22 protein-coding genes are annotated in these 25,023 nt (G+C 70.0%); 7 read left to right on the top strand and 15 right to left on the bottom strand.

Annotation, left to right across the window (positions count from 1 at the left end; translation table 11 throughout):
• Positions 1-51 precede the first annotated feature (51 nt).
• The 4 genes from EDD90_RS35825 to EDD90_RS35810 all read right to left on the bottom strand — a co-directional run bounded on the left by EDD90_RS35825 (position 52) and on the right by EDD90_RS35810 (position 5,146).
• Positions 52-2,799 carry an HAD-IC family P-type ATPase gene (locus tag EDD90_RS35825; protein WP_123977012.1) on the bottom strand — a complete coding sequence of 916 codons (2,748 nt, stop codon included), beginning with the start codon at positions 2,797-2,799 and terminating at the stop codon, positions 52-54.
• 43 nt (positions 2,800-2,842) lie between these two features.
• Positions 2,843-3,853, bottom strand: a complete 1,011-nt coding sequence (locus tag EDD90_RS35820) for a polyphosphate kinase 2 family protein (RefSeq protein ID WP_123977011.1) — start codon at positions 3,851-3,853, stop codon at positions 2,843-2,845.
• 299 nt (positions 3,854-4,152) lie between these two features.
• Positions 4,153-4,725, bottom strand: coding sequence for a hypothetical protein (locus EDD90_RS35815; RefSeq protein ID WP_123977010.1), 573 nt, complete (start codon positions 4,723-4,725; stop codon positions 4,153-4,155).
• A gap of 163 nt (positions 4,726-4,888) precedes the next feature.
• Positions 4,889-5,146 (bottom strand): DUF6400 family protein, encoded by a 258-nt coding sequence (locus tag EDD90_RS35810; RefSeq protein ID WP_123977009.1) that lies wholly within the window; start codon positions 5,144-5,146, stop codon positions 4,889-4,891.
• A gap of 467 nt (positions 5,147-5,613) precedes the next feature.
• Between EDD90_RS35810 and EDD90_RS35805 the strand changes: the two genes are divergently transcribed.
• The 6 genes from EDD90_RS35805 (at position 5,614) to EDD90_RS35780 (ending at position 11,114) form a co-directional block, all read left to right on the top strand.
• Entirely contained in the window at positions 5,614-6,825 is a 1,212-nt protein-coding gene (locus EDD90_RS35805) for a M4 family metallopeptidase (RefSeq protein ID WP_123977008.1), read from the top strand.
• 37 nt (positions 6,826-6,862) lie between these two features.
• Positions 6,863-7,183 carry a protealysin inhibitor emfourin gene (locus tag EDD90_RS35800; protein ID WP_123977007.1) on the top strand — a complete coding sequence of 107 codons (321 nt, stop codon included), beginning with the start codon at positions 6,863-6,865 and terminating at the stop codon, positions 7,181-7,183.
• 173 nt (positions 7,184-7,356) lie between these two features.
• Positions 7,357-8,274, top strand: coding sequence for an NADP-dependent oxidoreductase (locus EDD90_RS35795; protein ID WP_123977006.1), 918 nt, complete (start codon positions 7,357-7,359; stop codon positions 8,272-8,274).
• Positions 8,275-8,502: 228 nt separating this feature from the next.
• Positions 8,503-9,354, top strand: a complete 852-nt coding sequence (locus EDD90_RS35790) for a putative RNA methyltransferase (protein ID WP_123977005.1) — start codon at positions 8,503-8,505, stop codon at positions 9,352-9,354.
• 177 nt (positions 9,355-9,531) lie between these two features.
• Positions 9,532-9,909, top strand: coding sequence for a DUF1259 domain-containing protein (locus EDD90_RS35785; protein WP_185149344.1), 378 nt, complete (start codon positions 9,532-9,534; stop codon positions 9,907-9,909).
• The gene (locus EDD90_RS35780) at positions 9,909-11,114 is read left to right on the top strand and encodes a cytochrome P450 (protein ID WP_123977003.1); all 1,206 of its coding nucleotides are present in this window, start codon (positions 9,909-9,911) and stop codon (positions 11,112-11,114) included. Before EDD90_RS35785 ends, EDD90_RS35780 begins: the two co-directional genes overlap by 1 nt.
• A gap of 134 nt (positions 11,115-11,248) precedes the next feature.
• On the opposite strand, the gene EDD90_RS35775 is transcribed toward EDD90_RS35780, so the two are convergent.
• The 4 genes from EDD90_RS35775 to EDD90_RS35760 form a co-directional block, all read right to left on the bottom strand.
• Positions 11,249-12,064 carry a S1 RNA-binding domain-containing protein gene (locus EDD90_RS35775; RefSeq protein WP_123977002.1) on the bottom strand — a complete coding sequence of 272 codons (816 nt, stop codon included), beginning with the start codon at positions 12,062-12,064 and terminating at the stop codon, positions 11,249-11,251.
• 293 nt (positions 12,065-12,357) lie between these two features.
• Positions 12,358-12,768: an arsenate reductase ArsC gene (locus EDD90_RS35770; RefSeq protein WP_123977001.1), complete on the bottom strand. Its 411-nt coding sequence runs from the start codon at positions 12,766-12,768 to the stop codon at positions 12,358-12,360.
• Between the two features lie 23 nt (positions 12,769-12,791).
• Positions 12,792-13,541, bottom strand: a complete 750-nt coding sequence (locus tag EDD90_RS35765; protein ID WP_260328784.1) for an MIP/aquaporin family protein — start codon at positions 13,539-13,541, stop codon at positions 12,792-12,794.
• Positions 13,532-13,909 (bottom strand): helix-turn-helix transcriptional regulator, encoded by a 378-nt coding sequence (locus tag EDD90_RS35760; protein ID WP_123976999.1) that lies wholly within the window; start codon positions 13,907-13,909, stop codon positions 13,532-13,534. Before EDD90_RS35760 ends, EDD90_RS35765 begins: the two co-directional genes overlap by 10 nt.
• A gap of 105 nt (positions 13,910-14,014) precedes the next feature.
• Between EDD90_RS35760 and arsM the strand changes: the two genes are divergently transcribed.
• A complete protein-coding gene (arsM, locus tag EDD90_RS35755) occupies positions 14,015-14,905 on the top strand; it encodes an arsenite methyltransferase (protein ID WP_123976998.1) in 891 nt (296 codons plus the stop codon).
• Positions 14,906-15,086: 181 nt separating this feature from the next.
• Here the strand turns inward: arsM and EDD90_RS35750 are convergent, their stop codons facing one another.
• From EDD90_RS35750 to mreD, 7 genes are all read right to left on the bottom strand, one after another.
• Entirely contained in the window at positions 15,087-16,133 is a 1,047-nt protein-coding gene (locus EDD90_RS35750; protein ID WP_123976997.1) for a Dyp-type peroxidase, read from the bottom strand.
• Positions 16,134-16,149: 16 nt separating this feature from the next.
• Complete coding sequence (locus EDD90_RS35745) at positions 16,150-16,770, bottom strand: hypothetical protein (protein ID WP_123976996.1); 621 nt, start codon at positions 16,768-16,770, stop codon at positions 16,150-16,152.
• A gap of 212 nt (positions 16,771-16,982) precedes the next feature.
• Entirely contained in the window at positions 16,983-18,965 is a 1,983-nt protein-coding gene (locus tag EDD90_RS35740) for a TIGR03960 family B12-binding radical SAM protein (protein ID WP_123976995.1), read from the bottom strand.
• A 79-nt stretch (positions 18,966-19,044) separates the two neighbouring features.
• On the bottom strand, positions 19,045-20,610 hold the full coding sequence (locus EDD90_RS35735; protein ID WP_123976994.1) for a CYTH and CHAD domain-containing protein: 1,566 nt from the start codon (positions 20,608-20,610) through the stop codon (positions 19,045-19,047).
• A gap of 167 nt (positions 20,611-20,777) precedes the next feature.
• A complete protein-coding gene (gene rodA / locus EDD90_RS35730; RefSeq protein WP_123976993.1) occupies positions 20,778-21,977 on the bottom strand; it encodes a rod shape-determining protein RodA in 1,200 nt (399 codons plus the stop codon).
• A complete protein-coding gene (gene mrdA / locus EDD90_RS35725; RefSeq protein WP_123976992.1) occupies positions 21,974-24,226 on the bottom strand; it encodes a penicillin-binding protein 2 in 2,253 nt (750 codons plus the stop codon). The genes rodA and mrdA overlap by 4 nt, the downstream gene beginning before the upstream one ends.
• A gap of 115 nt (positions 24,227-24,341) precedes the next feature.
• Positions 24,342-25,019 carry a rod shape-determining protein MreD gene (mreD, locus tag EDD90_RS35720; RefSeq protein WP_123976991.1) on the bottom strand — a complete coding sequence of 226 codons (678 nt, stop codon included), beginning with the start codon at positions 25,017-25,019 and terminating at the stop codon, positions 24,342-24,344.
• Positions 25,020-25,023: the final 4 nt, after the last annotated feature.

The following is a 25,023-nucleotide window of genomic DNA, read 5'->3' as shown; positions in this document are numbered from 1 at the left end:
CCGCTCGTCATGGGCCGCCGTCCCTCCGCCCCGAGTGCCGCCCTGGGCGCGTCACGTCCGTGCGACAGGCCTGCCGTTCCAGCGGGCGAGGAACTTGCCGAGCTCCCACAGCGCCAGCAGCGCGAGTGCCGGGACGAGCGTCCAGGCGAACTGGGCCAGGTTCAGTTCGGTCGTCCCGAGCAGCCGGCGGAAGGCATCCATCTGGGTGACCAGGACCGCGAGGACGAACTCGATCAGCATGGCCCGGTTCATCTGCTTGCTGTCGAAGCTGGCGGTGGTGAGGACGCTGTCCCGTTCGCTGCGGCACTCCAGCGCGGCCACGATCAGGCAGAGCGCGAAGGACGTGAACGCCATCGACTGACCGATCGCGACACTGCCGTAGCGGGACCTGCCGAGGTCGATGAGGCAGAGCAGGCCGATGGTGATCACCAGGCCGGACAGTCCGACGGTGAGCATGACGCCCCGGGTGAGCACATGCGCCCCGCGCGGTCGCGGCCGGCGGGCCATCAGGCCGGGGCTCTGCCGGTCGAAGCCGAGTGCGAAGCCGAACGCAGCGTTGACGAAGAAGTGGATCCACAGCACCTGCGCCGGGGTGAACGGCTCCCCGGCGGCGATGTCGAACAGGGTCGCGCCGAGGAACGTCAGCACGAACACCACGAGCAGGACGAGCACGAACCGGATGTACTTGGTGAGGTTGTCGTAGATCTTGCGGCCCTGCTCGACGGCGAAGACGATCGTGGCGAAGTTGTCGTCGGCGAGCACCATACGGCCGGCGTTCTTGGCGACCTCGGTGCCGGAACCCATGGCGATGCCGACGTCGGCCGCTTTGATGGCAGGCGCGTCGTTGACGCCGTCGCCGGTCATGGCCACCACGCGGCCCTTCTTCTTCAGGGTCTCGGCGAGCAGCACCTTGTGCTCGGGGGCGACCCGGCCGACGACGCCGATGCCGTCGATCCTGGCCAGCCGTTCGCTCTCCGGGAGGGCGGCGAAGTCCGCGCCGAGCATGGCCTCGCCCTCGATGCCGAGCTGCCGGGCGATGGCGGCGCCGGTGACGACGTCGTCGCCGGTGACCATGCGGACCCTGATGTGCGCGGCCTGCGCGTCGGCGACGGCGGCCTTCGACTCGGCGCGCGGCGGGTCGACCATCCCGACCAGGCTGGTCATCTGCAGGTCGGTGACATAGCCGAGCAGGTCGCCGTCCGGGTCGAAGCCGGCCGGGTCGAGGTCGCGGCGGGCGGCGGCCATCACCCTGAGTCCCTCGCCGCCCATCCGCTCGACGTGCTCCTGCGCCCGCTGCCGTAGGGCGTCGTCCCAGGGGACGGACTCGCCCTGCCGCAGTGCCGTGGCCGCGCGGGCCATCATGGCGGGCGCCGCGCCCTTCACGAAGCAGCGCACGACCGGGCGGCCGTCGGCGTCGGTGGCCCGGTTGAAGGTGGCCATCAGCTTGTAGGACGGGTCGAAGGGCAGTACGGCCAGCCGGGGCAGCCGTTCCCGGGTGGTCTCGACGTCCAGGCCGGCCTTGTGGCCGAGGACCAGCAGGGCGCCCTCCGTGGGGTCGCCGACGACCTTGCCGTCCACCAGCCGGGCGTCGTTGGCGACCAGGTAGGGCAGGATCGCGTCCGTCATGTCGGGGGCGCTGCCGACGGGATGCCGGATCCTGCCCTCCAGGCTGTAGCCGGTGCCGGAGACGGTGTAGCGGTCACCGGGGTCGATGACCTCGACCGCGGTCATCTGGTTCATGGTGAGCGTGCCGGTCTTGTCGGAGTTGATCGCCGAGGTGAACCCCAGCGCCTCCACCGACGGAAGGTCCTTCACGATCGCCTGGCGCCGGGACAGGTCGACGGCGCCGATGGACAGGATCGTCTGGGACACGGTCGGCAGGGCCTCCGGGATGGCGGCGATCGCCAGCGAGACGGCGCTGACGAACAGCGCGTCCCACGCCGTACCCCGGCTGCGGCCGAGCACGAACATCAGGATCATCGTCACCCCGGCCGTCGCCGTGATCCACAGGGTGAGCCGGTCCATCTCCCGGGTCAGCGGCGAGGCCTCCCGCGGGGTGCTCGACAACATGCCCGAGATACGGCCGAGTTCGGTGTCCGCGCCGGTGGCCGTGACGACGACGGTGCCGCTGCCGTGGGTGACGGGGGTGTTCATGAACGCCATGTTGTGGCGTTCGCCGGGCGGCAGGCCGGCGTCGGTGAGGGGGTCCGACTCCTTCGCCGCCGGCACGCTCTCGCCGGTCAGCGCCGACTCGTCGATCTGCAGGGCGTTCGCCAGGACGATACGGCCGTCCGCCGGCACCTCGTCGCCCGCCGCGAGCAGCACCACGTCGCCCGGGACGACCTGCTCGGCCGGGATCTGCGACTCGGTGCCGTCCCTGCGCACCCGGGCGGTCGCCTTCATCATCGACTTCAGCGCGTTCATGGCGCTGTCCGCCTTGCCCTCCTGGCGCATCCCGGCGACCGCGTTGACGACGGTCAGGACGAGCAGCAGGACACCGGTGCTCCACTCCTTGATGACGAGCGAGACGACGGCGGCGCCCACCAGGACCAGCTGCATGTAACTGCGGTACTGGGCGAGGTAGCGGCGCCAGCCCGGCAGCGGCTTCTCCTCGGGCAGCGCGTTCGGGCCGTGCGTACGCAGCAGTTCCGCGGCGCGTGCGGTGGACAGTCCGGCGGCCGGGTCCACCTCGAACGCCGCGGCCACCTCCTGAGGCGGCCGCGTGTACCACGTCCGGCCGTCGGCCGCCCGGTCCCGATCGCGGTCCCGGTCCTGCGAGGCGTCTGTCTGCGCGGTCATGAAGGTGCCTCCGATCCCGGCCCCGCCCCTCACACCCCCTCGGTCAGCTGTGCCTGTGGTGCTTCTTCTTCCGTTTCCTCTGCCGCTCCTTCGCCACGGGTGGGGCCGCCGCCCGTCCGGCCTGCGCCGCGTAGGGGTCCGGAGCCGCCCCTTCGGGTGCCTCCGCCTCCAGCTCCCGCCTGACCTCGGCCAGCTCGCTGCGGGTCTCGTCGCTGACCTGCGGATACCGGGGGTCGATATCGATCAGGGTGTGCGCCAGCACGGCGGCCGCGCACACTCGCGCGAACCACTTGTGGTCGGCGGGGATGACGTACCAGGGCGCCCATTCCGTACTGGTGGCGGAGAGCATCTGCGAGAACGCCCGCTGGTAGTCGTCCCAGTAGGCCCGCTCACGCACGTCGGCCGACGAGAACTTCCAGTTCCGCTCCGGGACGTCGATGCGCTTGAGGAAACGGATGCGCTGTTCATCCTTCGACAGGTTCAGGAACAGTTTCACGATCCTGAAGCCGTTGTCGCTCAGATAGTGCTCCCAGTCGTTGATCTCCCGGTAGCGCCGCTCCCACACGTCCGGACCGCGTGCCGTGTCGGGCAGTTTCTGGCGGCGCAGGTTCTCCGGATGGACCCGGACCACGAGCACTTCCTCGTAGTGGGAGCGGTTGAAGATGCCGATCTCTCCGCGCCGGGGCAGCTCGCGGGTGTAGCGCCACAGGTAGTCGTGGTCGAGTTCCTCGCTCGAGGGCACCTTGAAGCCGGAGACGCGCACACCCTGCGGATTCACACCGCTCATGACATGGCGGATGGTGCCGTCCTTGCCTCCGGCGTCCAGGGCCTGCAGGCACAGCAGCACCCCGTAGGTGTCCTGGGCGGCCAGCCGCCGCTGGTAGTCGGCGAGGAGTTCGATGCCGTTGCGGAGCAGTTCGACGCCTTCCTTCTTCTTGCTGATGCCGGCCCTGTAACCGGGGTCGAAGTCCTTGGCCAGCCGCACCTTGCTCCCGGGCTCGACCCGCAGAGGCTCGATGAACTCCGCTATGCGCTCGGCTCTCTCGTCGCCCATCGCCCGCTCGCCCTTCCGTTCGCCCGTCCATCGGCCCGCACCCACCGCACCACCGCACCACCACGCCACCGCTCCGGAGGCCGACAGCCTCTCTCCGGCAGCATCCGGCCGGGCGGCGGAGCGTGCCTCACCCTTGCCGGGTGGTTCCGGCGCCCTGGGCACGGCCGCCGCGTGCGCGCCGGTACGGCCCGGGACCGGACGGAACGGGACTCATCGGCGAACTCCCGTGGGATCTCCGGCCGTGGGCTGTGCCGGGTGGGACGGGCCGGCCGCCCCGGTCACGGACGGCGACGTATCGCTCAGGGGCCGTCTGCCGGGCGGCCCGCGTCCGTCGCCCGGCGGGCCGACGCCGCCGCCCGGTCGGCACGGGCCAGCAGCCGGGCCCGGCTGCGGGGCCACCACAGCAGGTCGCCGAGGAAGAGCGCGACCACCAGCCATGAGGCGACGGTCTCGCCGATGGAGCCGGTCAAGGTGTCGTGGACGGCGAGAGCGGCCGCGAAGACGGTGACGGAGACGACGACCCAGCGGCGCTGCCGGTCCTCTTCGGCGGCCCGGTGCAGAGCGCCGGCGTACTCGACGACCACGGGCATCAGCCGGGGATCGGCTACGGTCCCGCCACCGCGGGCGGCACGTACGACGGCGGCGCGGTCGGCGCCCTTCATGCCCCTGGCCGCAGGCCAGAGCCGGTCCATCCGGCGGGCCACCCGGATCCCGTAGTACACGCCCAGCACCACGAAGACCACCCCGGCGCCCGCCCACGCCGCCGACTCCACGAGAACGAAGGCCCCGAAGAGGACACCGGCGCCGAGGCCCGCGCCGACGGCCCGGCCCACCGGCCCCCAGCGCCACAGCCGGCCCGGAACGAGGATCACCCGACCACGGTGGCCATCACCCGCCCCGGAATCCAGCACCGAACCGGCACGTCACCCCCGGCACCCGCACACGGCGCACCACGACAGCGCCGTACGCCCTCGTACGCCCCCGGGCTCCGCGCGCTCCCCCGCGCTCACCTGTGCTCCCAGGTACTCCCCGGTGTCAGGCGGAGGCGTCGCCCCCGCCACGCCGCGGCAGCACACCGGCCGCGACGAGCGAGTCGTATATCCGCTGCTGCTCCTCGTCGAGTCCGGAGTAGAGCATGTCGTACGCCTCCTCCTCGCCCCGCACCATCTCGACGGGGTCCCAGTCGGCGCCGAGCGCCTCCATGACATGGGCACGGCGGGTCATTTCGTGCCCGGCGAGATCGACGACGAAGTCGGCCGGCTCGGCGGGAAGGGCGGCATCAGAAGTGGACATATGACCGAATTTAGGCATGCGCCGCGGCCGCGACAAGGGTCCGTGTGACACATCACAGCAGGTCACCGACGCGCACGGCCGGCCGGAGCCGAGCGCGCCGGATCATGCAAGGCAACTGACGGGCGCGCGCGTGGCGTTGCCCCGGCGCCGGTCCCGAACCGACCGCGTGTCCGGCGCAGTTGACGCTCGGGGTGCGGCTCGGCACGGTCGAGCGGATAATCGAAGCAGACACGGTTTTCGCCTCCTCAGTCATGCGTCCGACCTGGCGGTACGGCACAGACGGCGGAACCGCTCGCCACACGGCTCGGCCTGCGTGCCTGACGGCACTTCGCCCGCGCGCAGGAGCCGCCCCCGGTGATCAACGCCTGCGGCGCGCCGCCGCCGTCAAGGCGCCCGGGCCGGACGAGCAGGGCTGTGTTCCGGCACCGCTCCTCTTGCACCGCTCCTCTTGCACTCGAGGTATTCCCATGACCAGGACCTGCCGCCCCAACTGCATCGTTCCACCGCATCTTCTCGAAAAGCTCCTGCGCAGTGACGACGCCGAAGTGCACAAGGCCGCCCTGGCCACCTTGCTGACCACCGCCTCCTTGCGCGGCGAGCGAACGATCCGGGCGTCCTTCGCCGGTATCGCCACCCCCGGCAACGGCCGGCGGACCGTCTTCGACTGCCAGAACGACAGGCTGCTGCCCCTCGCCACGCTGGTCCGGACGGAGGACGGGGCGCCGTCCACGGACGATTCCGTCAACCGGGCGTTCGACGGGCTGGGTGCGACGCGCGACTTCTACCGCGATGTGTTCAACCGCGATTCGATCGACGACCAGGGAATGCGACTGGACGGGTACGTCCACTTCAGCACGCATTACAACAACGCGTTCTGGGACGGGCAGCAGATGGTGTTCGGTGACGGGGACGGAAGGATCTTCACCGACTTCACCGGATCCCTCACCGTCATCGCCCACGAGTTGACGCACGGAGTCACCGAGAACACCGCGGGCCTCGCTTACCACAACCAGTCCGGGGCGCTGAACGAGTCGGTGTCCGATGTCTTCGGGTCACTGGTCAAGCAGTGGTCGCTGAAGCAGTCGGCCGACGAGGCGGACTGGATGATCGGGTCCGAGGTCTTCACCCCGGGCATCGAAGGCGACGCCCTGCGCTCGATGAGGGACCCGGGGCACGCGTACGACAACGCCCTGCTCGGCAAGGATCCCCAGCCCGACCACATGAGCAAGTACGTCAACCTGCCCGACACCGAGAACGGCGACTTCGGCGGGGTGCACATCAACTCCGGTATTCCGAACAAGGCGTTCTACCTGGTGGCGACCGGCATCGGCGGATTCGCGTTCGAGGCCGCCGGACTCATCTGGTACGAGTCGCTGAAGGCGTCCAGCCCGGACACCCAGTTCCAGGACTTCGCGGACACCACCTACCAGAAGGCCGGGGAACTGTACGGGGCTGGCAGCGCCGAACAGTTGGCCGTGCTGACGGCCTGGCAGGACGTGGGCATCCAGATCAGCGGGGTCCCCACCGCGGTCGCCCGGGCCCGGAGCCTCGGGGGCGCCCGCGACGGCGTGGCCGGCCGGGAGGACGGCCTGGCCGCCCTGAGCAGGCAGATCGGCGCCCTGGCCGCCCAGGTGACGGGTCTGTCCAACGAGGTGAACGCGCTGAAGGCGAGCAGGTGACCGACCGCCGGCGGGTGACGCGGACGGTCCGACGACGATGAAGGTGACCCTGGCGACGCACGGCGGGCAGGCGGCGGGAATCAACCTCCGCCTCCCGCCCAGGGTGCTGGACACCGACGCCCTGCCCGGGGACGCCGCGGCGGAGCTCACCCGCCTGGTCACGGCGGTCCTCCCGGAAGCCGGGAGGGAACGGCCGCCGGACCGCGCCCCGGACGCCATGAGCTACACGATCACGGTGGAGGACGGCGGCCGTACGACCGTACTCACCCGGTCGGACACCGACATGTCCCCGGCCTTCGCGGCCCTCCTCGGCCGGCTGGAGCACCACTTCGCGCAGCGCGACGAGGAACGCATGTGACCCTGCCGCGCACGGTGTCAGCGCCGTTGCTCTCCGGTCAACACCGTTGTTCTTCAGGGAAGTTCGGATCTCGGATTTCGCGCCTCGGCGGAATACGCCTTCGATCCGGGGCTGTTGAACGCGCCGACACGATCGATGTGCGTGGCCTGGCGAGGAGGCGCGGTGAGCACGCGATGAGGGCGGTGCGGTTCCACGAGTACGGCGGGATCGACGTACTGCGGGTGGAGGAGGTGGCGCGGCCGGTGCCCGGCCCCGGGCAGCTGCTGGTCGAGGTGCGCGCCGCCGGTGTGCAGCCCGGCGAGGTGATGATCCGTGCGGGCGCGCGGCACGGCCGCTGGCCGGCGACGTTCCCCTCCGGGCAGGGCAGTGACGTGGCCGGTGTCGTGGCGGAGACGGGCCCCGAGGTGCGTGGCTTCGCGGTGGGCGACGAGGTCCTGGGCTTCACCCACGACAGGGCGAGCCATGCGGAGTTCGTCGTGGTCGACGACGTGAACGTGGTCACCCGTCCCCAGGGGCTGTCCTGGGACGTGGCCGGGTCGTTGTACGTGGCCGGTACGACCGCCTACGCCTGCGTGTTCGCGGTGGATCCCGGCCCGGCCGACACGGTCGTGGTGTCCGGTGCGGCGGGCGGCGTCGGCTCGCTCGCCGTGCAGCTCGCGCGGCGGCGCGGCGCCACGGTGATCGGGCTGGCGAGCGAGCGGAACCATGCCTGGCTGAAGGACCGCGGTGTTCTCCCGGTCGAGTACGGGGAGGGCGCGGCCGAGCGGATCCGGCAGGCCTCCGGCGGGAGCGTGGACGCGTTCGTCGACACGTTCGGCGACGGCTATGTGGAGCTGGCGGTGGAGTTGGGCGTACGGCCCGAGCGGATCAACACGATCCGCGACTGGCAGGCCGCGGCGAAGGTCGGCGCGCGGACGTACGGAGAGGGCTCGGCGGCGTGCGCGGTCGTCGTCGGCGAACTGGCCCGGCTCGCCGCGCGGGGCGAGCTGGAGGTGCCGATCGCCCGCACCTACCCGCTGGAGCGGGTACGGGACGCGTTCCGGGAACTGGAACGCGGGCACACCCACGGCAAGATCGTGCTCCGCCCGTAGTCGATGAGCCGTTGCTCGTAGACTCCTGGCGTGGCATTCATGAGCACCCCGCACTGCTGCTTCCTGTGACCGGAGGCCGTTGAGGGCGAGGCCGGCCGGCGTCGCCCTCCTCGGTGTGCCCGCCGCGTGAACCGTCTTTCCGGCACCGCCCCTTCCCTCCTGAAGCAGTGGCCCACCGGACGCGCCTGCGGGCACGGCCCCGTCCGTTCACCCTGCCAGGAGTGCCAAGTGCCCGCGTTGCTTCCCCCTGCCCTCGAACTCGCCCTGGACCTGCTGCGCTGCCCGGCGTGCCGCACGCGCCGCCTGCACCCGGACCGCGGCTCACTGCGCTGCCCGGCAGGGCATGCCTTCGACATCGGCCGGCAGGGCTACGTCGGCCTGCTGACGGGCGCCCGCGCCACCAGCGGCGACGACGCGGCCATGGTCCGGGCGAGGGAGCGGTTCCTGGCCGGCGGCGGGTATCTGCCCATCCGGCAGGCCGTGGCCCAGCTGGCGGCCGACGCCGTTTCCGGGCACGGGACGGTCGTGGACTCCGGGTGCGGCACGGGCCACTACCTCGCCGGGGTACTCGACCGGTTGCCCGCCGCCCGCGGGCTGGGGCTGGACAGTTCGGTGCGCGCGCTGCGCTCGGCGGCCCGAGCCCATCCGCGCGCCGCCGCGGCGGCCTGGGACGTCTTCCGTCCCTTCCCGCTGGCCGACGCCGTGGCCGACGTGGTGCTGGACGTGTTCGCCCCGCGCAACCCCGCCGAGTTCCGCCGGGTGCTCCGCCCGGGCGGCCGGCTGATCGTGGTACGTCCGACCGGACGGCACCTGGCCGAACTGCGCGGCCGAGTGCCTGGGATGGTCACGGTCGATCCGGCCAAGGAACGGCGCCTCCACCGGGCGCTGCACCCGTTCTTCGAGGCCGCCGCCACCGGGCAGGTGGAGTACCGCACGTTCCTGACCGGGCCGGAGGCCCTGAACCTGCTCCGGATGACACCGAGTGCGCGCCATCTGGGCCCCGCAGCACCGGACGGAGACGGTGTCCTGCCCGACCAGGTCACCGTCTCCGTGCTGGTCACCGCGTACCGGCCTCGATGACCACGAGCGGCGCGTGCGCCCGTTCGCGGAGCGCCTTCGCAGGTGTCCCGGAGCGCGGCGCCGCCGCCGTCCGCGGGTCCGTCACGCCCGCGGTTAGCCCACCTGGACGGGTGTAACTGTGCCGGTCAGCGGTCCGGGCGGTCTCGCATGCTTGCATCCTGCAAGGAGGCCCATGGCATGACTGACGAGAGACAGCAGGACACCCGCTCCCGAATCACCGCGTCCCGGCGTCATGTGCGGGCGGCGGTCGCCCCTGCGGCCATAGCCGGCCGGCCCGGTGGCATGAAGCGATTCATGTCCTTCGTCCGGCACGGGGACCACGGCACGCTCCTGACGGGTGACGCCGTGGTCGCCAACGAGGTCCGCCCCGTCCTCGTGGCCGTGCGCCGCGGTGGGGCCGAACTCGTCGAAGCACACCACCACGACCTGTCCGACGAACCACACCTGTTCTTCGTCCACTACCGGGCTGTCGGCGATCCCGTCAGACCCACCGAGGCCGCTCGCCGGGCCGTGGACGTCACCAACGTCGTACCCATGCCTGGAGGTGCCGGCTGATGGCCGCCGACAACGAGACAATCACCTGCCCGTTCGACTTCAGCGAAGCACTCGACTTCGACCCCTCTCTCGCCGACCTGATGGAGCGCCGTTCCCCCGCGCGCATCCGGCTCCCGTACGGCAGTGCGGATGCCTGGCTGGTCACCGGCTTCGACGCCGTCAAGCAGGTGACCACCGACGCCCGGTTCAGCAGGGCGGGCATCATCGGTCACGACTACCCCCGGATGACTCCGGAGCCCATCGTCTCGCCGGAATCGATCAACGTGATGGACCCGCCGCACAGCAGCCGCGTCCGCCACCTGGCCTCGCAGGCCTTCACTCAGCAGCGGGTCGACGGCATGCGGGACCGGATCAGCTGGCTCGCGGACCGTCTGCTGGACAACATGGAGAAGGAGGGTGGGCCGGTGGACCTGGTCCAGCACCTCTCCGACCCGCTCCCCCAGCACACCGTCCTGGATCTCCTCGGTGTCGAGCCGGAGGAATGGCCGAAGCTCCAGGAGTACGTGCACCGGCTGCTCGTCGTCGGCGCGGGCAGCAAGGAGGCCGCGGCGGCCGCCAAGGCTGATCTGACGGCCTACTTCGGCGAACTCGTCAAACAGCGCCGGGACTCACCCGGCCCGGACCTCATCAGTGCGATGGCCGCGGCGCGGGAGGGCGAGGAACAGCTCGACGACAGGGAGCTGGCGGTCATGGCGCTGACGCTGGCGCTCAGCGGCCAGGACACGGCGACCTGCGAGATCAGCAACATCGTGTACCTGCTCCTGACCCGTCCCGAGCTGATGCGGCACGTCGCGCGGCGGCCCGAGACCCTGACCGACGTCGTGCACGAACTGCTCCGCTGCATCCCCTTCCGCAAGGGGGTCGGCATCCCGCGCGTGGCTCTCGAGGACGTGGAACTGGACGGTGCGCGGATCAAGGCGGGCGACTTCGTGCACGTGTCGTACCTGACGGCCAACCGTGACCCGGAACGCTACCTGGACCCGCACGTCATCGACGTGGACCGCCCCAGCGCTCCGCACATGACCTTCGGCTGGGGCGGACACCGGTGCATCGCGATGCCGTTGGCCATGGCGGAGCTCGAAGTGGCCATCGGCCGTCTTGTGGAGAGGTTCCCGGGCCTGCGGCTCGCGGTGCCACCGGAGGAGCTGCGGTGGGACACGGAGACCATCAGGCGTTTTCCGCTGGAGCTGCCGGTGACCTGGTAGAAGGGCGTCCGTCGCGCCGGGCCGGACGGTGTCGTACACCGTCCGGCCCGGACGCCGTCCGCCACATCCGCCAGGCTTGGCCCGGCCGGGGGCGATGGCGGGCGTGGGGCGGGCACGGCCCGAACCGCGGCCGCTCAGGTCTGTCGCCGGGAGAGCGACAGCCGGCGTCGCTCTCGGTCGACGTCCGTGACGACGACCGTCAGCCGGTCGCCGACCTGTACGACGTCCTCCGGCGCCGCCACGGGCACCGAGCTCAGCTCGGACAGCCGGACCAGGCCCGCGATGCCGTCGGCGACCTCCACGAAGACACCGAACGGGACCAGTTTCGTCACCCGCCCGCTCAGCCTCTGTCCCACCGCGATGCCTTCGACGAACACCAGGAAGGGGTCCGGCTCCATCGCCCGCAGGGACAGCCGGGCCTCCCCGTTCCACGTGTCGAACTGCAGGAACTCGCATGACACCCGCTGCCCGATCGCCACGACGTCGGATGCCGCGTCGAAATGACGCCAGGACAGCTCGGGAAACGTGATGAAGCCGACGCCGGGAAACACCGGATGCTCCGGGCCCTCGTCCAACGCCACGAAGACACCGAACCGCTCGATCGCCGCGACCGTGCCGTCCAGGACCTCCCCAGGACGAAGCCCCTTGAGGAACGTCCAGAGTTCCGGCTTCTCGGTCGCCGCCGTCGACAGCCGCACCCGGCCCGCGTCCACATCCACGGCGACCACTTCGCCGCTGACCCGCTGCCCGACCACAGCGGTCTCGGCAAGGCACCGATGCCAGAAGTCGTCCAACGGCCGCACCGTCCCGAGCGGCCGGTCGGTGAAGCCGTCCAGGACCACCGATATCCCAGACCGGGAAACCGCAGCGATCGTCCCGTGACAGACGTCACCGACCTGAATCGTCGCCAGAAACCTCCGGACGGCCTGTCCGGCCGACGCATCCCCCATACCGCAAAGGCTCTCACGCAGAGATCGCCAGGCCCACCCCTCCTCGGGCTGAATCGGCCCGCTGCCAGCTTGCGGGAGGCGCAGCGGCCGGCCGCTTCCAGTTCGCCGTCCGCCGACGGCTGCGCAGACGCCCGCCTCGGCCTCGCCCGCTTCCTACCGACCGGGGTCAGCCGGCCGGGCGTTGTCCCATGCCAGATCCACCGTTCGACTCAGGTAATCGCACCTATCGCCGCGCCGGTGCCGTTGTCGCTCAACTTGCCCGACGGGACGGGAACTGCCGAGCGGCACGTTGTTCAGCCGGTCAGGTCGTTCACCAAGGCGCGGATGCGGTGTTCGATGTCGTCCCGGATCGGGCGGACGGCATCGACGCCCTGGCCGGCCGGATCGTCGAGTTGCCAGTCGAGGTATCGCTTGCCCGGGAAGACGGGACAGGTGTCTCCGCATCCCATCGTGATGACGACGTCGGACGCCTGCACGGCTTCCGCGGTGAGGATCTTCGGGGTCTCGGCGGAGATGTCGATGCCGACTTCGTTCATCGCTGCCACCACGGCCGGATTGACCGTGTCGGCGGGGGCGGAGCCGGCCGAGCGGACCTCCACCTTCTCTCCGGCGAGGTGGGTGAGGAAGGCGGCGGCCATCTGGGAGCGTCCGGCGTTGTGCACGCAGACGAACAGCACGGAGGGGCGCGGAGTGGAGTCGCTCATGACGGAGGTTCCTTGGACGGGGCTCAGCGGGCAGGAAAGACAGCGAGTTCGGTGTCGCCTTGCGGCATGACGGCATCGGTTTCTGCGGGAGCGGCGGGTCCGAAGACCAACGCCACCAGCCCCAGGCCGGCAGCGGCGCCCACCAGTTGTGCCGCGATGAACGGCGGGACGGAGGTTGGGGCGATCCCGGCGAAGGTGTCGGTGAACGTCCGGCCGATGGTCACCGCCGGGTTCGCGAACGAGGTGGAAGAGGTGAACCAGTAGGCGGCCCCGATGAAGGACGCCACAGCCCCCGGAGCGAAACGTCCGCGGCCCGTCCGGTTCAGACCGAAGACCAGCAGAACCAGCCCGGCGGTCGCCACGACTTCCCCCAGCCACAGGTGTCCTGCGAAGCGGTCATGCGTGGACCACTTCACCAGTGGTTCGGCGAACATGGCGTCGGCCAGGACCGCACCGGCGACGGCTCCCGTGATCTGCGCCGTCACGTATGCGGTCACGTCCAGCAGGCTCAGCCCGCTGCCGCTCCTCCGGTCGGTGAACCAGGCCGCGAGGGTGACAGCCGGGTTGAAGTGCGCACCTGAGACGGGCCCGAGGAGCGCGATCAACACGCCCAGGCCGAAGACCGTGGAAATCGAGTTGGCGAGCAGTTGGACGCCCACGTCATGTGAGAGTTCGGTGGCCTGGATCCCGGAGCCGACGACCACGGCCACCAAGGCAGCGGTGCCCACCGCTTCGGCAGCGATGCGACGGCCGAGGGGCGCCTTCACACAGATGCCTTTGCTGCCCGCGGCACGGCCAGGAAGCCCGCCAGGCGGTCGAGGGCCGTCGGCAGGATCCAGTAGTAGACCCAGGTACCGCGTCGCTCACAGTCGATGAGCCCCGCCTGCCGGAGCAGCTTCAGATGGTGCGAGATCGTGGGCTGCGACAGCTCGAAGGCAGGGGTCAGCTCACAGACACAGACCTCGCCGCCCTCCCGCGAAGCGATCATCGACATCAGCCGCAGACGCACCGGGTCGCCCAGGGCTTTGAAGATCTTCGCCAGATCGGCCGCCTGTTCTTCGTCCAGAGGTGCCGTGGCCAGCCCCTCGCAGCAGACGTCATCGCCGTCCTGGCCGAGGATCTTCAGCTCTTGATTCGCCATACCTCTATGTTGACGTCCTTCGATCCAAGGCGCAAGGTTGCATCAATGAACGTCAATACAAGCCGTTCCGGGGCACCGCCGTGCCCCGTCACCCAGGAGTGACTCATGCCCGAGAAGTCCACAGACCTGCGTGAGACCGTCCGCCGGCGTTACGCGGCAGCGGCCGTCAAGGTCGCCGAAGGCAGCACCGCCTGCTGCGGGCCGGAGCCCGTCGAGACCGACGCGAACTTCGGCTCCGCCCTCTACGCGGCCGACGAGCGCGACACGCTCCCCGCCGAAGCCCTGGCCGCCTCTCTCGGCTGCGGCAACCCCACCGCTGTGGCCGAGCTGCACGAAGGGGACCGTGTCCTCGACCTCGGTTCGGGAGGCGGCATCGACGTCCTGCTCTGCGCCCGACGCATCGGGCGGACGGGCAAGGCCTACGGACTCGACATGACCGAGGAAATGCTCTCCCTGGCCCTGGCCAACGCCGCGAAGGCGGGCGCCACGAACGTCGAGTTCCTCAAGGGCACCATCGAGGCCGTCCCCCTGCCCGCGAACACCATCGACGTCGTGATCTCCAACTGCGTGATCAACCTGTCCACGGACAAGGCGGCGGTGTTCAAGGAGACGTTCCGCGTTCTGAAGCCCGGCGGCCGTCTCGGCGTGTCCGACGTCGTCGCAGACGACTCCCTGACACCCGCGCAGCGAGCCGAACGCGGCGACCACGTCGGCTGCATCGCCGGCGCCCTATCCTTCAGCGAGTACCGCGAAGGCCTCGCAGCGGCAGGCTTCACCGGCGTCGAGATCACCCCGACCCACGGCGTGGCCGACGGGATGCACTCGGCGATCGTGCGCGCCACCAAGCCCACCGCAGCGGCCACGGCCGAAGCGGCCGAGCCCGCGGACGCCTGCTGCGGTGTGAACGCCTGTTGCACCCCGGCCGAGACCTCCACCGACCCGGCCGTCACGGTCACAGACGCCAAGGCCGCATCAGGCTGCGGCTGCCGGAGCTGAGGCACTGCGAGGAGGCCCCGGCAAGCCGTCAGCCACCCTCAAGCGTGGTGCCGGGACACCTCGGGGAGACTGCCGCCGTCCGGTCGGTACGCGTACCGCTTCCATCACAGCGACAACCTCATCCTCCGTCGCCCCCGCCAGTACATCCGCGATGCGCCTCAACGGCGATCGCCAAGCCGGCTCAAGCGCCGGCGTTCGCCAGCCAACGCAGCGCGCTGAGGCTCGGCAGGAAGAAGTACTCTCCGCCGCGGGAGATGACAAAACGCTCTACGCCGTGCAGACGGCGCCGGATGGGGTGCTGCGGGATCGTGAAGACGCCCGTGCCGTCGTTGTCGCCCGTGAGCAGATCCTTCTCCTGGTCGAGTCCGGTGAAATGGCCGTCGTTCAGCCATTGCGACTTCACGAACTCGAACTGGCGGTCAAGGTGTGAGCCGATGAAGACGAAGACGATGCCGCGGTCGGCGCCGTCGTCGTCCAGGACACCGGCCGGCAGCGGAGGGCCGTAGTTGGTGCCCCGCCGGATCATGTGGTGCAGGCGGATGTCGCCGATGATCTCCGAGTCGCGCGGGTTGGCTCGCCTGGCGTGGGCGCCGTGGGGGCAATTCGCGCCACCCGGATCGGACGCGTAGCGGAAGTCGTTGTTGCGCTGGTCGTCCGCTCCCAGGGCCGGGTCGTCGTGTTCAGGAGCCAGGACCAGCGGGGCGCCGCTCTGCCAGCGGCCCACGATCTTGGCTGCGAGCAGCGACTCTTCCTCCGGGCTGCCGGAGTTGTCGTGCAGATACCGGCGGAACGCCGCGACGCGCGTGTGCAGCTTCCGCCAGGCCACGAAGGTGCCGTTGCGCCCCAGTTCGGCCGGCTGCGGCATCGGCGGCAGGTTTCCGGTCTCGTCGGGACAGCCGAGCACGGACTCGCCCGCCTTGAGCACGGAACCGTCACCGGGAGGAGTCTCGGCACCGCTGCCTTCGATCGTGGGGTTGCCGATGCCGTCCTTGTAGCCGAAGCTGGTGCGCCCGGTGGACAGCTGGTAGAAGTCCTGCCGATGGACGACCTGAGCACCGGGAAGCTGCGCGTGGGCCTTGCGCGCACGTTCGAGGACGACCGCCAACGACTCCTGGTCGGCGGCCAGCAGGGACAGCACGACGTGTACCTGGCCGGTGCCGAAGGGCGGCTCCCAGCGTGCGGGCGCGCTCTCCCCGGTGTCACCGATGAATTCGGCGCGCGCCGCCATGCCCTGCCGGAACTCCTCAGGGAAGGTGTTCCTCGATCTCGAAATAGCTGTCCTCGTCATACGGCTTGGCAATGTCCACGACCAGGAAGTCCGCGAGCAGCAGTTCCGTCAGCAGATGCGTCCCGTCCGGCTGCGTCGTCCAGTCCGCCTTGCCGTCGAGACCGTCGAAGAAGACCAGGTTGGCGTTAAGACGTGCGCGACAGGCGTCCGCATATCTCGGACCAAGCCGGAACGGGTCTTCCTCGTTGTAGAGATCACGCAGGTCAACGACCCTGTTGGCGGCGTCGACCCCGTTGTCCGACAGGAGATTGTTCTTGACCTCGGGGCGTCCGAGGCGTTCGGGATACGGTCCGACCGTGACGGTTTCCGCCGCAACGGCGAAGACACTCCCCGAGGCCGCCCCGAACACCCTGACAACGTCAAGTTCCGCCACGACGGCCAGGACGTCGGTGCCCTCCAGGGTGTTGGTGCCTTTTGGCAGGAAGGCGAGCCGTCGACGCGTCCGCGTCTCCACCTCCTTGGCCACGTCCATGAAGAAGGGATCCAGCCGCAGCCCTGCGTAGCAGCGCACGCCGTGGCCCTCGCCGCCCCGCTCGTCGTTCACCAGCAACGAAATCGATTCCCCGTCGGGCAGCACGCACGTGCCCCGCTGTGCCAATTCCCCGTTGTCATCCGGTCCGACCGGATTCGAGAAGGTGCAGGAAAGCGCGAATTCTTCGGTGCCGACAATCCTGATGTCGGACTCAGACCAGTGGCGCCGACGGACGAGAGCTCGAAGCTCCGACCGCAGCCGCCACCTCCTCCTCACTCACCCCCGCCTCAACCACCCGATCGAGTGTCTCGCTCACGTCAGTGCGTGTGACCGCTCGGCGCCGGCGTCGGGCCGGAGTTCTTGACCGTCAGAGGCAGCAACTTCTTGCCGGTCGGGCCGATCTGGATGTGGGTGTCCATCTGCGGGCACACCCCGCAGTCGAAGCAAGGGGTCCAGCGGCAGTCCTCGACCTCTGTCTCGTCGAGGGCGTCCTGCCAGTCCTCCCAGAGCCAGTCCTTGTCGAGGCCCGAGTCGAGGTGGTCCCAGGGGAGGACCTCCTCGTAGGTGCGCTCGCGGGTGGTGTACCAGTCGACGTCCACGCCGAAGGGCGCGAGGGACTTGTCGGCGCAGGCCATCCAGCGGTCGTAGGAGAAGTGCTCGCGCCAGCCGTCGAAGCGGCCGCCGTCCTCGTAGACGGCGCGGATGACGGCGCCGATGCGGCGGTCGCCCCTCGACAACAGGCCTTCCACGATGCCGGGCTTGCCGTCGTGGTAGCGGAAGCCGATCGAGCGGCCGTACTTCTTGTCGCCGCGGATCTTGTCCCGGAGCTTTTCGAGGCGGGCGTCCGTCTCCTCCGCGGAGAGCTGCGGGGCCCACTGGAAGGGGGTGTGGGGCTTGGGGACGAAGCCGCCGATCGACACCGTGCAGCGGATGTCGTTGGAGCGGGAGACCTCGCGGCCCTTGGCGATCACCTTGGTCGCCATGTCGGCGATCTGGAGGACGTCGTCGTCGGTCTCGGTGGGCAGGCCGCACATGAAGTACAGCTTCACCTGGCGCCAGCCGTTGCCGTAGGCCGTCGAGACCGTGCGGATGAGGTCGTCCTCGGAGACCATCTTGTTGATGACCTTGCGGATGCGTTCCGAGCCGCCCTCCGGGGCGAAGGTGAGGCCCGAGCGGCGGCCGTTGCGCGTCAGTTCGTTGGCCAGGTCGATGTTGAAGGCGTCGACGCGGGTGGAGGGGAGGGACAGGCCGATCTTGTCCTCGGTGTAGCGGTCGGCCAGGCCCTTCGCGATGTCGCCGATCTCGGAGTGGTCGGCGGAGGAGAGGGAGAGGAGGCCCACCTCCTCGAAGCCCGTCGCCTTGAGGCCCTTGTCGACCATCTCGCCGATGCCGGTGATCGAGCGCTCGCGGACCGGGCGGGTGATCATGCCGGCCTGGCAGAAGCGGCAGCCTCGCGTGCAGCCGCGGAAGATCTCGACGGACATGCGCTCGTGGACCGTCTCGGCGAGCGGGACCAGCGGCTGCTTGGGGTACGGCCACTCGTCGAGGTCCATGACCGTGTGCTTGGAGACGCGCCACGGGACGCCCGACTTGTTGGGGACCACGCGGGCGATACGGCCGTCGGGGAGGTACTCGACGTCGTAGAACGCCGGGATGTAGACGGAGCCGGTCTTGGCGAGGCGGAAGAGGACCTCCTCGCGGCCGCCGGGGCGGCCCTCCGCCTTCCACTCGCGGATGATCTTCGTCATGTCGAGGACGGCCTGCTCGCCGTCGCCGATGATCGCCGCGTCGATGAAGTCCGCGATCGGCTCGGGGTTGAAGGCCGCGTGGCCGCCCGCGAGGACGATCGGGTCGTCGAGGGTGCGGTCCTTGGACTCCAGGGGGATGCCCGCCAGGTCCAGCGCCGTGAGCATGTTCGTGTAGCCCAGCTCCGTGGAGAAGGACAGGCCGAACACGTCGAAGGCCTTCACCGGGCGGTGGCTGTCCACCGTGAACTGCGGGACCCGGTGCTCGCGCATCAGCGCCTCCAGGTCCGGCCACACGCTGTACGTGCGCTCGGCGAGGACGCCCTCCTGCTCGTTGAGGACCTCGTAGAGGATCATGACGCCCTGGTTGGGCAGGCCGACCTCGTACGCGTCCGGGTACATGAGCGCCCAGCGGACGTCACAGGCCTCCCACGGCTTGACCGTGGAGTTGAGCTCTCCCCCCACGTACTGGATCGGCTTCTGCACATGCGGGAGCAGAGCTTCGAGCTGCGGGAACACAGACTCGGCGACCTGAGCGGCGGCTTCGGCAGGCATCTCGCGGACCGGACCTTCGTGAGCTGACAGGGGGACCATCTAGCCTAACCCGGTCGGCGGCCTCCCCCGTACGCTCCGATCAGAGGGGCGCCCCGGTCTTGACCGCCTGCCACTGCTCCGGCAGTCCGGCCTCGACCGCCGCCGCCCGCTGCTCCTCGCGGCCATGAAGCAGCCCGTAGGTGAAGGCGCTCTCGCCCGCCGCGTGCGCCACCGCGGACAGTTCGCGCAGGGTTGCGCGGGCCATCACGCTGTCCTGGTGCTCGCCGAGCAGGGTCTGGAGGGACTTCATGGACTTGAGCAGGGTCTTGGCAGGCTTGCCGAGGGCCGGCTGGGCGACCTCGGCGGCGTAGCGGGTGCGCTTGGCCTTCTTGCGGGCCTCGTGCAGGCCGAGGTCGCGGTCATGGCCGGGAGGCTGTGCCATGCCCGTCTCGATCAGGTCGGCGACCTTCGCGAAGTCCTTGTGCACGGCCTTGGCGAGCACCTTCTCCGGGTCGCCGGCCGCCGCCTTCAGCAGGGGCGGGCCGGCGACGAAGGCGTCGAGCGTGTCCAGCAGGGCGAGGTAGCGCTCGGAGTCCAGAACGCCCAGCAGCCGGCCCCGGGAGCCACGCTCGCTCTCATCGGCCCAGCTCCGCATGCGGTCGTGGACGGGGCCGGTGACGAGGGTGTCGGGCAGGTCGGCGAGGGCCGCGAGCAGGCGTTCGGCGAGGACTTCCTGGTCGCGGCCCACGCCCAGCTCACCGGCCAGCCATTTCAGCTCGTCGGCGATCGGGTCGGTGACCGTCCGGTCGAGCACTTTGCCGAAGGTGCGGAACGTGCTGCGCAGCCGGCGGGTGGCGACGCGCATGTCGTGCACGCCCTCCTCGGTGTCCAGGCGTACGGCCGGGTCGAGCTCGACGATCGCGTCCCGCTGGGCGCGGGCGTAGGCCATGACGTGGTCGCCGGCCGTGACCGGTTTGCCTGCTGCCACCGCCGGTTCGCCGGCCGTGGCAGCCGGTCTGCCGGCCGTCCCCGCTTTGCCCGCGGCCTTCTTTTTCGGTCGCGGCTTGCCGCCCTTGGTCTCGGACAGGGCCCGGGCCAGCTTGGACGCGGACTTCGAGGGGCGCACGCCCGCCTTGCCCAACCGTTTCTCCACCTTGTCGAGGAAGGCCGGGTCACCGCCCTCGGCCAGTTCCACCTCGATCTCGGTCCACTGTGCCGTGCCCGTGCCGCCGAAGAGCCGCTCGGCGCGGACGCGGTCCACGCTCAGCTCGGCGAGCAGTTTCCCGTCGGCGTCGACGAGGTGCTGGATCTCGCGGGTGGTGCGCAGCCGGATCACCGGGATCAGCCGGCCCTCGCGGACCCTGGAGCGGGCCAGGGCGGCCAGTTCGTCGGGGAGCGTGTCGGAGAGCGGGGCGTGGATCTCGTCGCGGATGCCCGGGGCCACCGGGAGTTTGAGGTGCCAGCCCGCGTCGCTGCCGCCGGTGCGATGGCGCAGGGTGACTCTCGCCGAGGCCAGACGCAGGTCGGAGGTGTCGTGGTAGGTCGCGTCGAGTTCGGCGGTGCCCTTGTCCAGGACGTTCGCCACCCCGGCGACGCCGGTCAGGTCGGGCAGCCCACTGTCATCGGATTCGTACTTGCGCTCGATTTCACGCTTCGTATCCGCCATGAACCGAATCTAGTAGTGCGGGCGCCCCAAGGACAGCGGCCGAAGAGGGTAAATCGGAGGAAGAATAAAAATGAGGACGAGGTGAACACACCGGAAACGGCGCGTTCACCTCGCCCTCGCCCTCGTTCTTGTCCTGGCCCTCGCCCTCGTCGCTGTCCGCCGCGCGGCTACGCCGACATCGGGCGCTGCACCCTGATCGACTGCAGCAGCCCCACGGCGACCCACACCGCGAACATCGACGAGCCGCCGTACGAAACGAAGGGCAGGGGCAGGCCGGTGACCGGCATGATGCCGAGGGTCATGCCGATGTTCTCGAACGCCTGGAAGGCGAACCACGCCACGATGCCCGCCGCGACGATGGTGCCGTACAGCTCGGTCGTCTCGCGGGCGATACGGCAGGCGCGCCACAGGACGACACCGAGCAGCAGGATGATCAGGCCCGCGCCGACGAAGCCCAGCTCCTCCCCCGCGACCGTGAAGACGAAGTCGGTCTGCTGCTCGGGGACGAACTGGCCGGTGGTCTGCGAGCCGTGGAACAGGCCCGCGCCGGTCAGACCGCCGGAGCCGATGGCGATCCGGGCCTGGTTGGTGTTGTAGCCGACGCCGGCCGGGTCGAGGCTGGGGTTGGCGAAGGCGGCGAAGCGGTTGATCTGGTACTGGTCCAGGATGTGCAGCTGCCAGATGGCGACACAGCCGAGCACACCGGCGGTGAGCAGGCCGAAGATCCAGCGGTTGGAGGCGCCGGAGGCGAGCAGTACGCCGAGGATGATGGTCACCAGGACCAGGACCGTGCCGAGGTCGGGCATGAGCAGCACGACCAGGATCGGGACCGCGGCCAGGCCCAGGGACTGCAGGACGGTGCGGTGGTCCGGGTACGGCTTGTCACCGGCGTCCACCCGGGCCGCCAGTATCATCGCCATGCCCAGGATGATCGTGATCTTCACGAACTCGGCGGGCTGCAGCGAGAAGCCGCCGCCGAAGACGATCCAGTTGCGGCTGCCGTTGATGGTGGCGCCCAGCGGGGTGAGCACCGCGAGGATGCCGAGCACCGAGAGGCCGTAGAGGATCGGCACCGCGTTGCGCAGCTGGCGGTGGCCGACCCAGACCGTGCCGATCATCAGGGCGAGCCCGATGCCGGTGTTCATCAGATGCCGGATCAGGAAGTAGTACTGGTCGCCCTGGTTGATCTCGGTGCGGTTGCGGGTCGCCGAGTAGACGAGGAGCGAGCCGAGCAGCGACAGCGCGAGGGCGGCCAGCATCATCGGCCAGTCCAGGCGGCGGGCCAGCGAGTCGCGGGCGAAGATCCGGGTCCAGCCGGCGCGTGCCGGGCCGTAGCCGGAGACGGAGAAGCTGTTGACGCCGGTCATGTGAGCATCCTCCGGCTTCCCCTCTTGCGCGGCCGCCTTCGGGTGGTGCGGTTGCCGGTCGACGGTGAGGCCGTGGTGGCGGCCGGGGTCTGGCCGTTGTCGGTGTTGTTCTTGTCCTGCTGGGAGGCCTGGAAGTCCTTCGCCGGGTCCTTGGATACCTTCGGGGAGGCGATGGTGCCGTCCGTGCGGACCTTCGGCAGGCCCTGCTGCGGGGTGTAGAGCAGCGCCTTGGACTTGTCGACGGAGCCGTCGGCCTGGACGCCGTAGAGCGCGCTGTAGATGTTGCGGACCGCCTCACCGGAGGCACCGGAACCGGTACCGGCCTGGGCGATGGTCATGATGACCGTGTAGTCCTTGCTGTAGGTGGCGAGCCAGGACGTGGTCTGCTTGCCGTAGACCTCGGCGGTACCGGTCTTGCCGTGCAGGGCGATCTTGTCCTGCGGCCAGCCGCCGAACTTCCAGGCGGCCGTACCGCGGGTGATGACGCCCGCGAAGGCCTCGTCCATGCCCTTGAGGGTGGCCTGGCTGACGGGCAGCTTGCGCAGCACCTTGGGCTTGATCTCCTGAACGGTCTTGCCGTCGGCGCTGATGACCGCCTTGCCGATGGTCGGCTGGTACTCGGTGCCGCCGTTGGCCACGGCGCCGTAGATCATCGCCTCCTGTATCGGCGTGACGAGGGTGTCGCCCTGGCCGATGGAGTAGTTGATCTCGTCGCCCTCGCGCATCTTGTTGCCTTCGAGGCAGTTCTCGTACTCGATCTTCTCGACGTAGGTGCCGTCCTTCTTCCCGGACTTGCACCAGGCGTCCTTGTTGGCCTTCCAGTAGTCGAGCTTCCACTGGCGGTCGGGGACGCGGCCGGTGACCTCGTTGGGCAGGTCAATGCCGGTCTCCTTGCCGAGGCCGAACTGGTGGGCGGTCTTGAAGAACCAGTCCTTGGGTTCGCCCTTCTTCGGGTTGATGCCGCCGTCCTTCTTCCACTCGCGGTCGGCGAGGCCGTAGAAGACGGTGTCGCAGGAGACCTCCAGAGCGCGGCCGAGCGAGATCGGGCCGAAGTTCTCGCCCTCGAAGTTCTTGAAGACCTGGCCGCCGACCGAGTAGGAGCTGGTGCAGGGGTAGCCGCCGTCCCACACGTAGCCGGCCTGGACCGCGGCGGCCGTGGAGACCACCTTGAACGTCGAACCGGGGGCCGCCTGACCCTGTATGGCCCTGTTGAGCAGCGGGTAGTCGGAGTTCTTGCCGGTGAGGGCCTTGTAGTCCTTGGCGGAGATGCCGCCGACCCAGACGTTCGGGTCGTAGTTCGGCGCGGAGGCCATGGCGACGATCCGGCCGGTCTTGGCCTCCATCACGACGACAGCGCCGGAGTCGGCCTTGTAGTTCTCCTGGGTGATCTTGTCGTACTGCTGGCGGGCGACCTTCATCGCGTTCTCCAGCTCGTACTCGGCGACGCGCTGGACGCGGGAGTCGATGCTGGTGACGAGGTTCGAACCGGGCTCGGCGGCGTCGGACTTGGCCTTGCCGATGACGCGGCCGAGGTTGTCGACCTCGTAGCGGGTGACGCCGGCCTTGCCGCGCAGTTCCTTGTCGTACTCCCGCTCCAGGCCGGAGCGGCCGACCATGTCGGAGCGCAGGTAGGGCGAGTTGGTGTCCTTGGCCTGCTCGATCTCGTCGTCGGTGACCGGCGAGAGGTAGCCGAGGACCTGCGCGGTGTTGGACTTGCCGGGGGCCGGGTAGCGGCGCACGGCCTCGGGCTCGGCGGTGATGCCGGGGAAGTCCTCGGAGCGCTCGCGGATCTGCAGGGCCTGCTTGGCGGTGGCCTTGTCGGTGATCGGGATCGGCTGGTACGGCGAGCCGTTCCAGCAGGGCTGCGGGGTCTTGGCGTCGCAGAGGCGGACCTTCTGCATGACGTCCGCGGGCTTCATCCCGAGGACGCCGGCGAGCTTGGTCAGGACCGCCTTGCCGTCGTCCTTCTGCTTGAGCAGGTCGGTGCGGGAGGCGGAGACGACGAGCCGGGTCTCGTTGTCCGCGATCGGGACTCCGCGGGCGTCCAGGATCGAGCCGCGCACGGCGGGTGCGACGACCTGCTGGACGTGGTTGCCGGAGGCTTCCTTCTGGTACGCGGCGCCCTCGCGGATCTGCAGGTACCACAGCCGGCCGCCGAGGGTGCCGAGCAGGGAGAGGACCAGGATCTGGATGACGACGAGACGGATCTGGACGCGTGGGGTCCGACCGGTCTCGGGAATGTTGGTCACTGGGCTGCCTCCCCCTTTCCCTGCACAAATGCGCGTGCGCGTACGGATGATGAACGATCTACCTGTGAGGCCGCGTTCCGCCCCGGTGTACCCGTTCGGGTGAACTCCGCCGCGTTCACAGGCGCTTGACCCCCTTGATACGGCCGACGCGGACGTTGCGGGTGCGGGCCCTGGCCTTCAGGCCGCCGAGGCCGCCGCGCTGGCCGCCGATGCGCATTCCGGTGCCGGAGGAGATCCAGCCGGAGGAGATGTCGCCCCCCTTGGTGCCGGAGTTGGCCTCGGTCAGCGGGTCGTTGTCGGCGCGGCGGGCCAGGGCGATGATGCCGGGGACCACGAACGGGGCGAGCAGCAGGTCGTACAGGGCGGCCGTGATCAGCAGGCTCGTCATGCCGACGTGCCGGGCGGCGGTGTCGCCGACGAGGGCGCCGACGCCCGCGTAGAGCAGGGTGGAGCCGATGGCGGCGGCGACCACGACGACCATCGGGCCGGTCGCGGACTTGAGGCGGCCGTTCTCCGGCTTGATGAGGCCGGCGAAGTAGCCGACCACGCACAGCACCAGGGCGTAGCGGCCGGCCGCGTGGTCGGCGGGCGGGGCGAGGTCGGCGAGGAGTCCGGCGCCGAAGCCGACGAGGGCGCCGCCCACATGGCCGTAGACCATGGCGAGGCCGAGGACGGTGAGCAGCAGCAGGTCGGGGACGGCGCCCGGGAGGTGGAGGCGGGCGAGGACGCTCACCTGGATCACCAGGGCGACGACGACCAGGGCGGAGGAGAGCAGGATCCGGTTGACACGCATGGGG

This window comes from Streptomyces sp. Ag109_O5-1, from assembly GCF_003814875.1.
Classification (GTDB): Bacteria; Actinomycetota; Actinomycetes; order Streptomycetales; family Streptomycetaceae; genus Streptomyces; species Streptomyces sasae.
The sequence above is the reverse complement of the archived record's forward strand: the minus strand, read 5'-3'. Positions and strand labels throughout refer to the sequence as shown.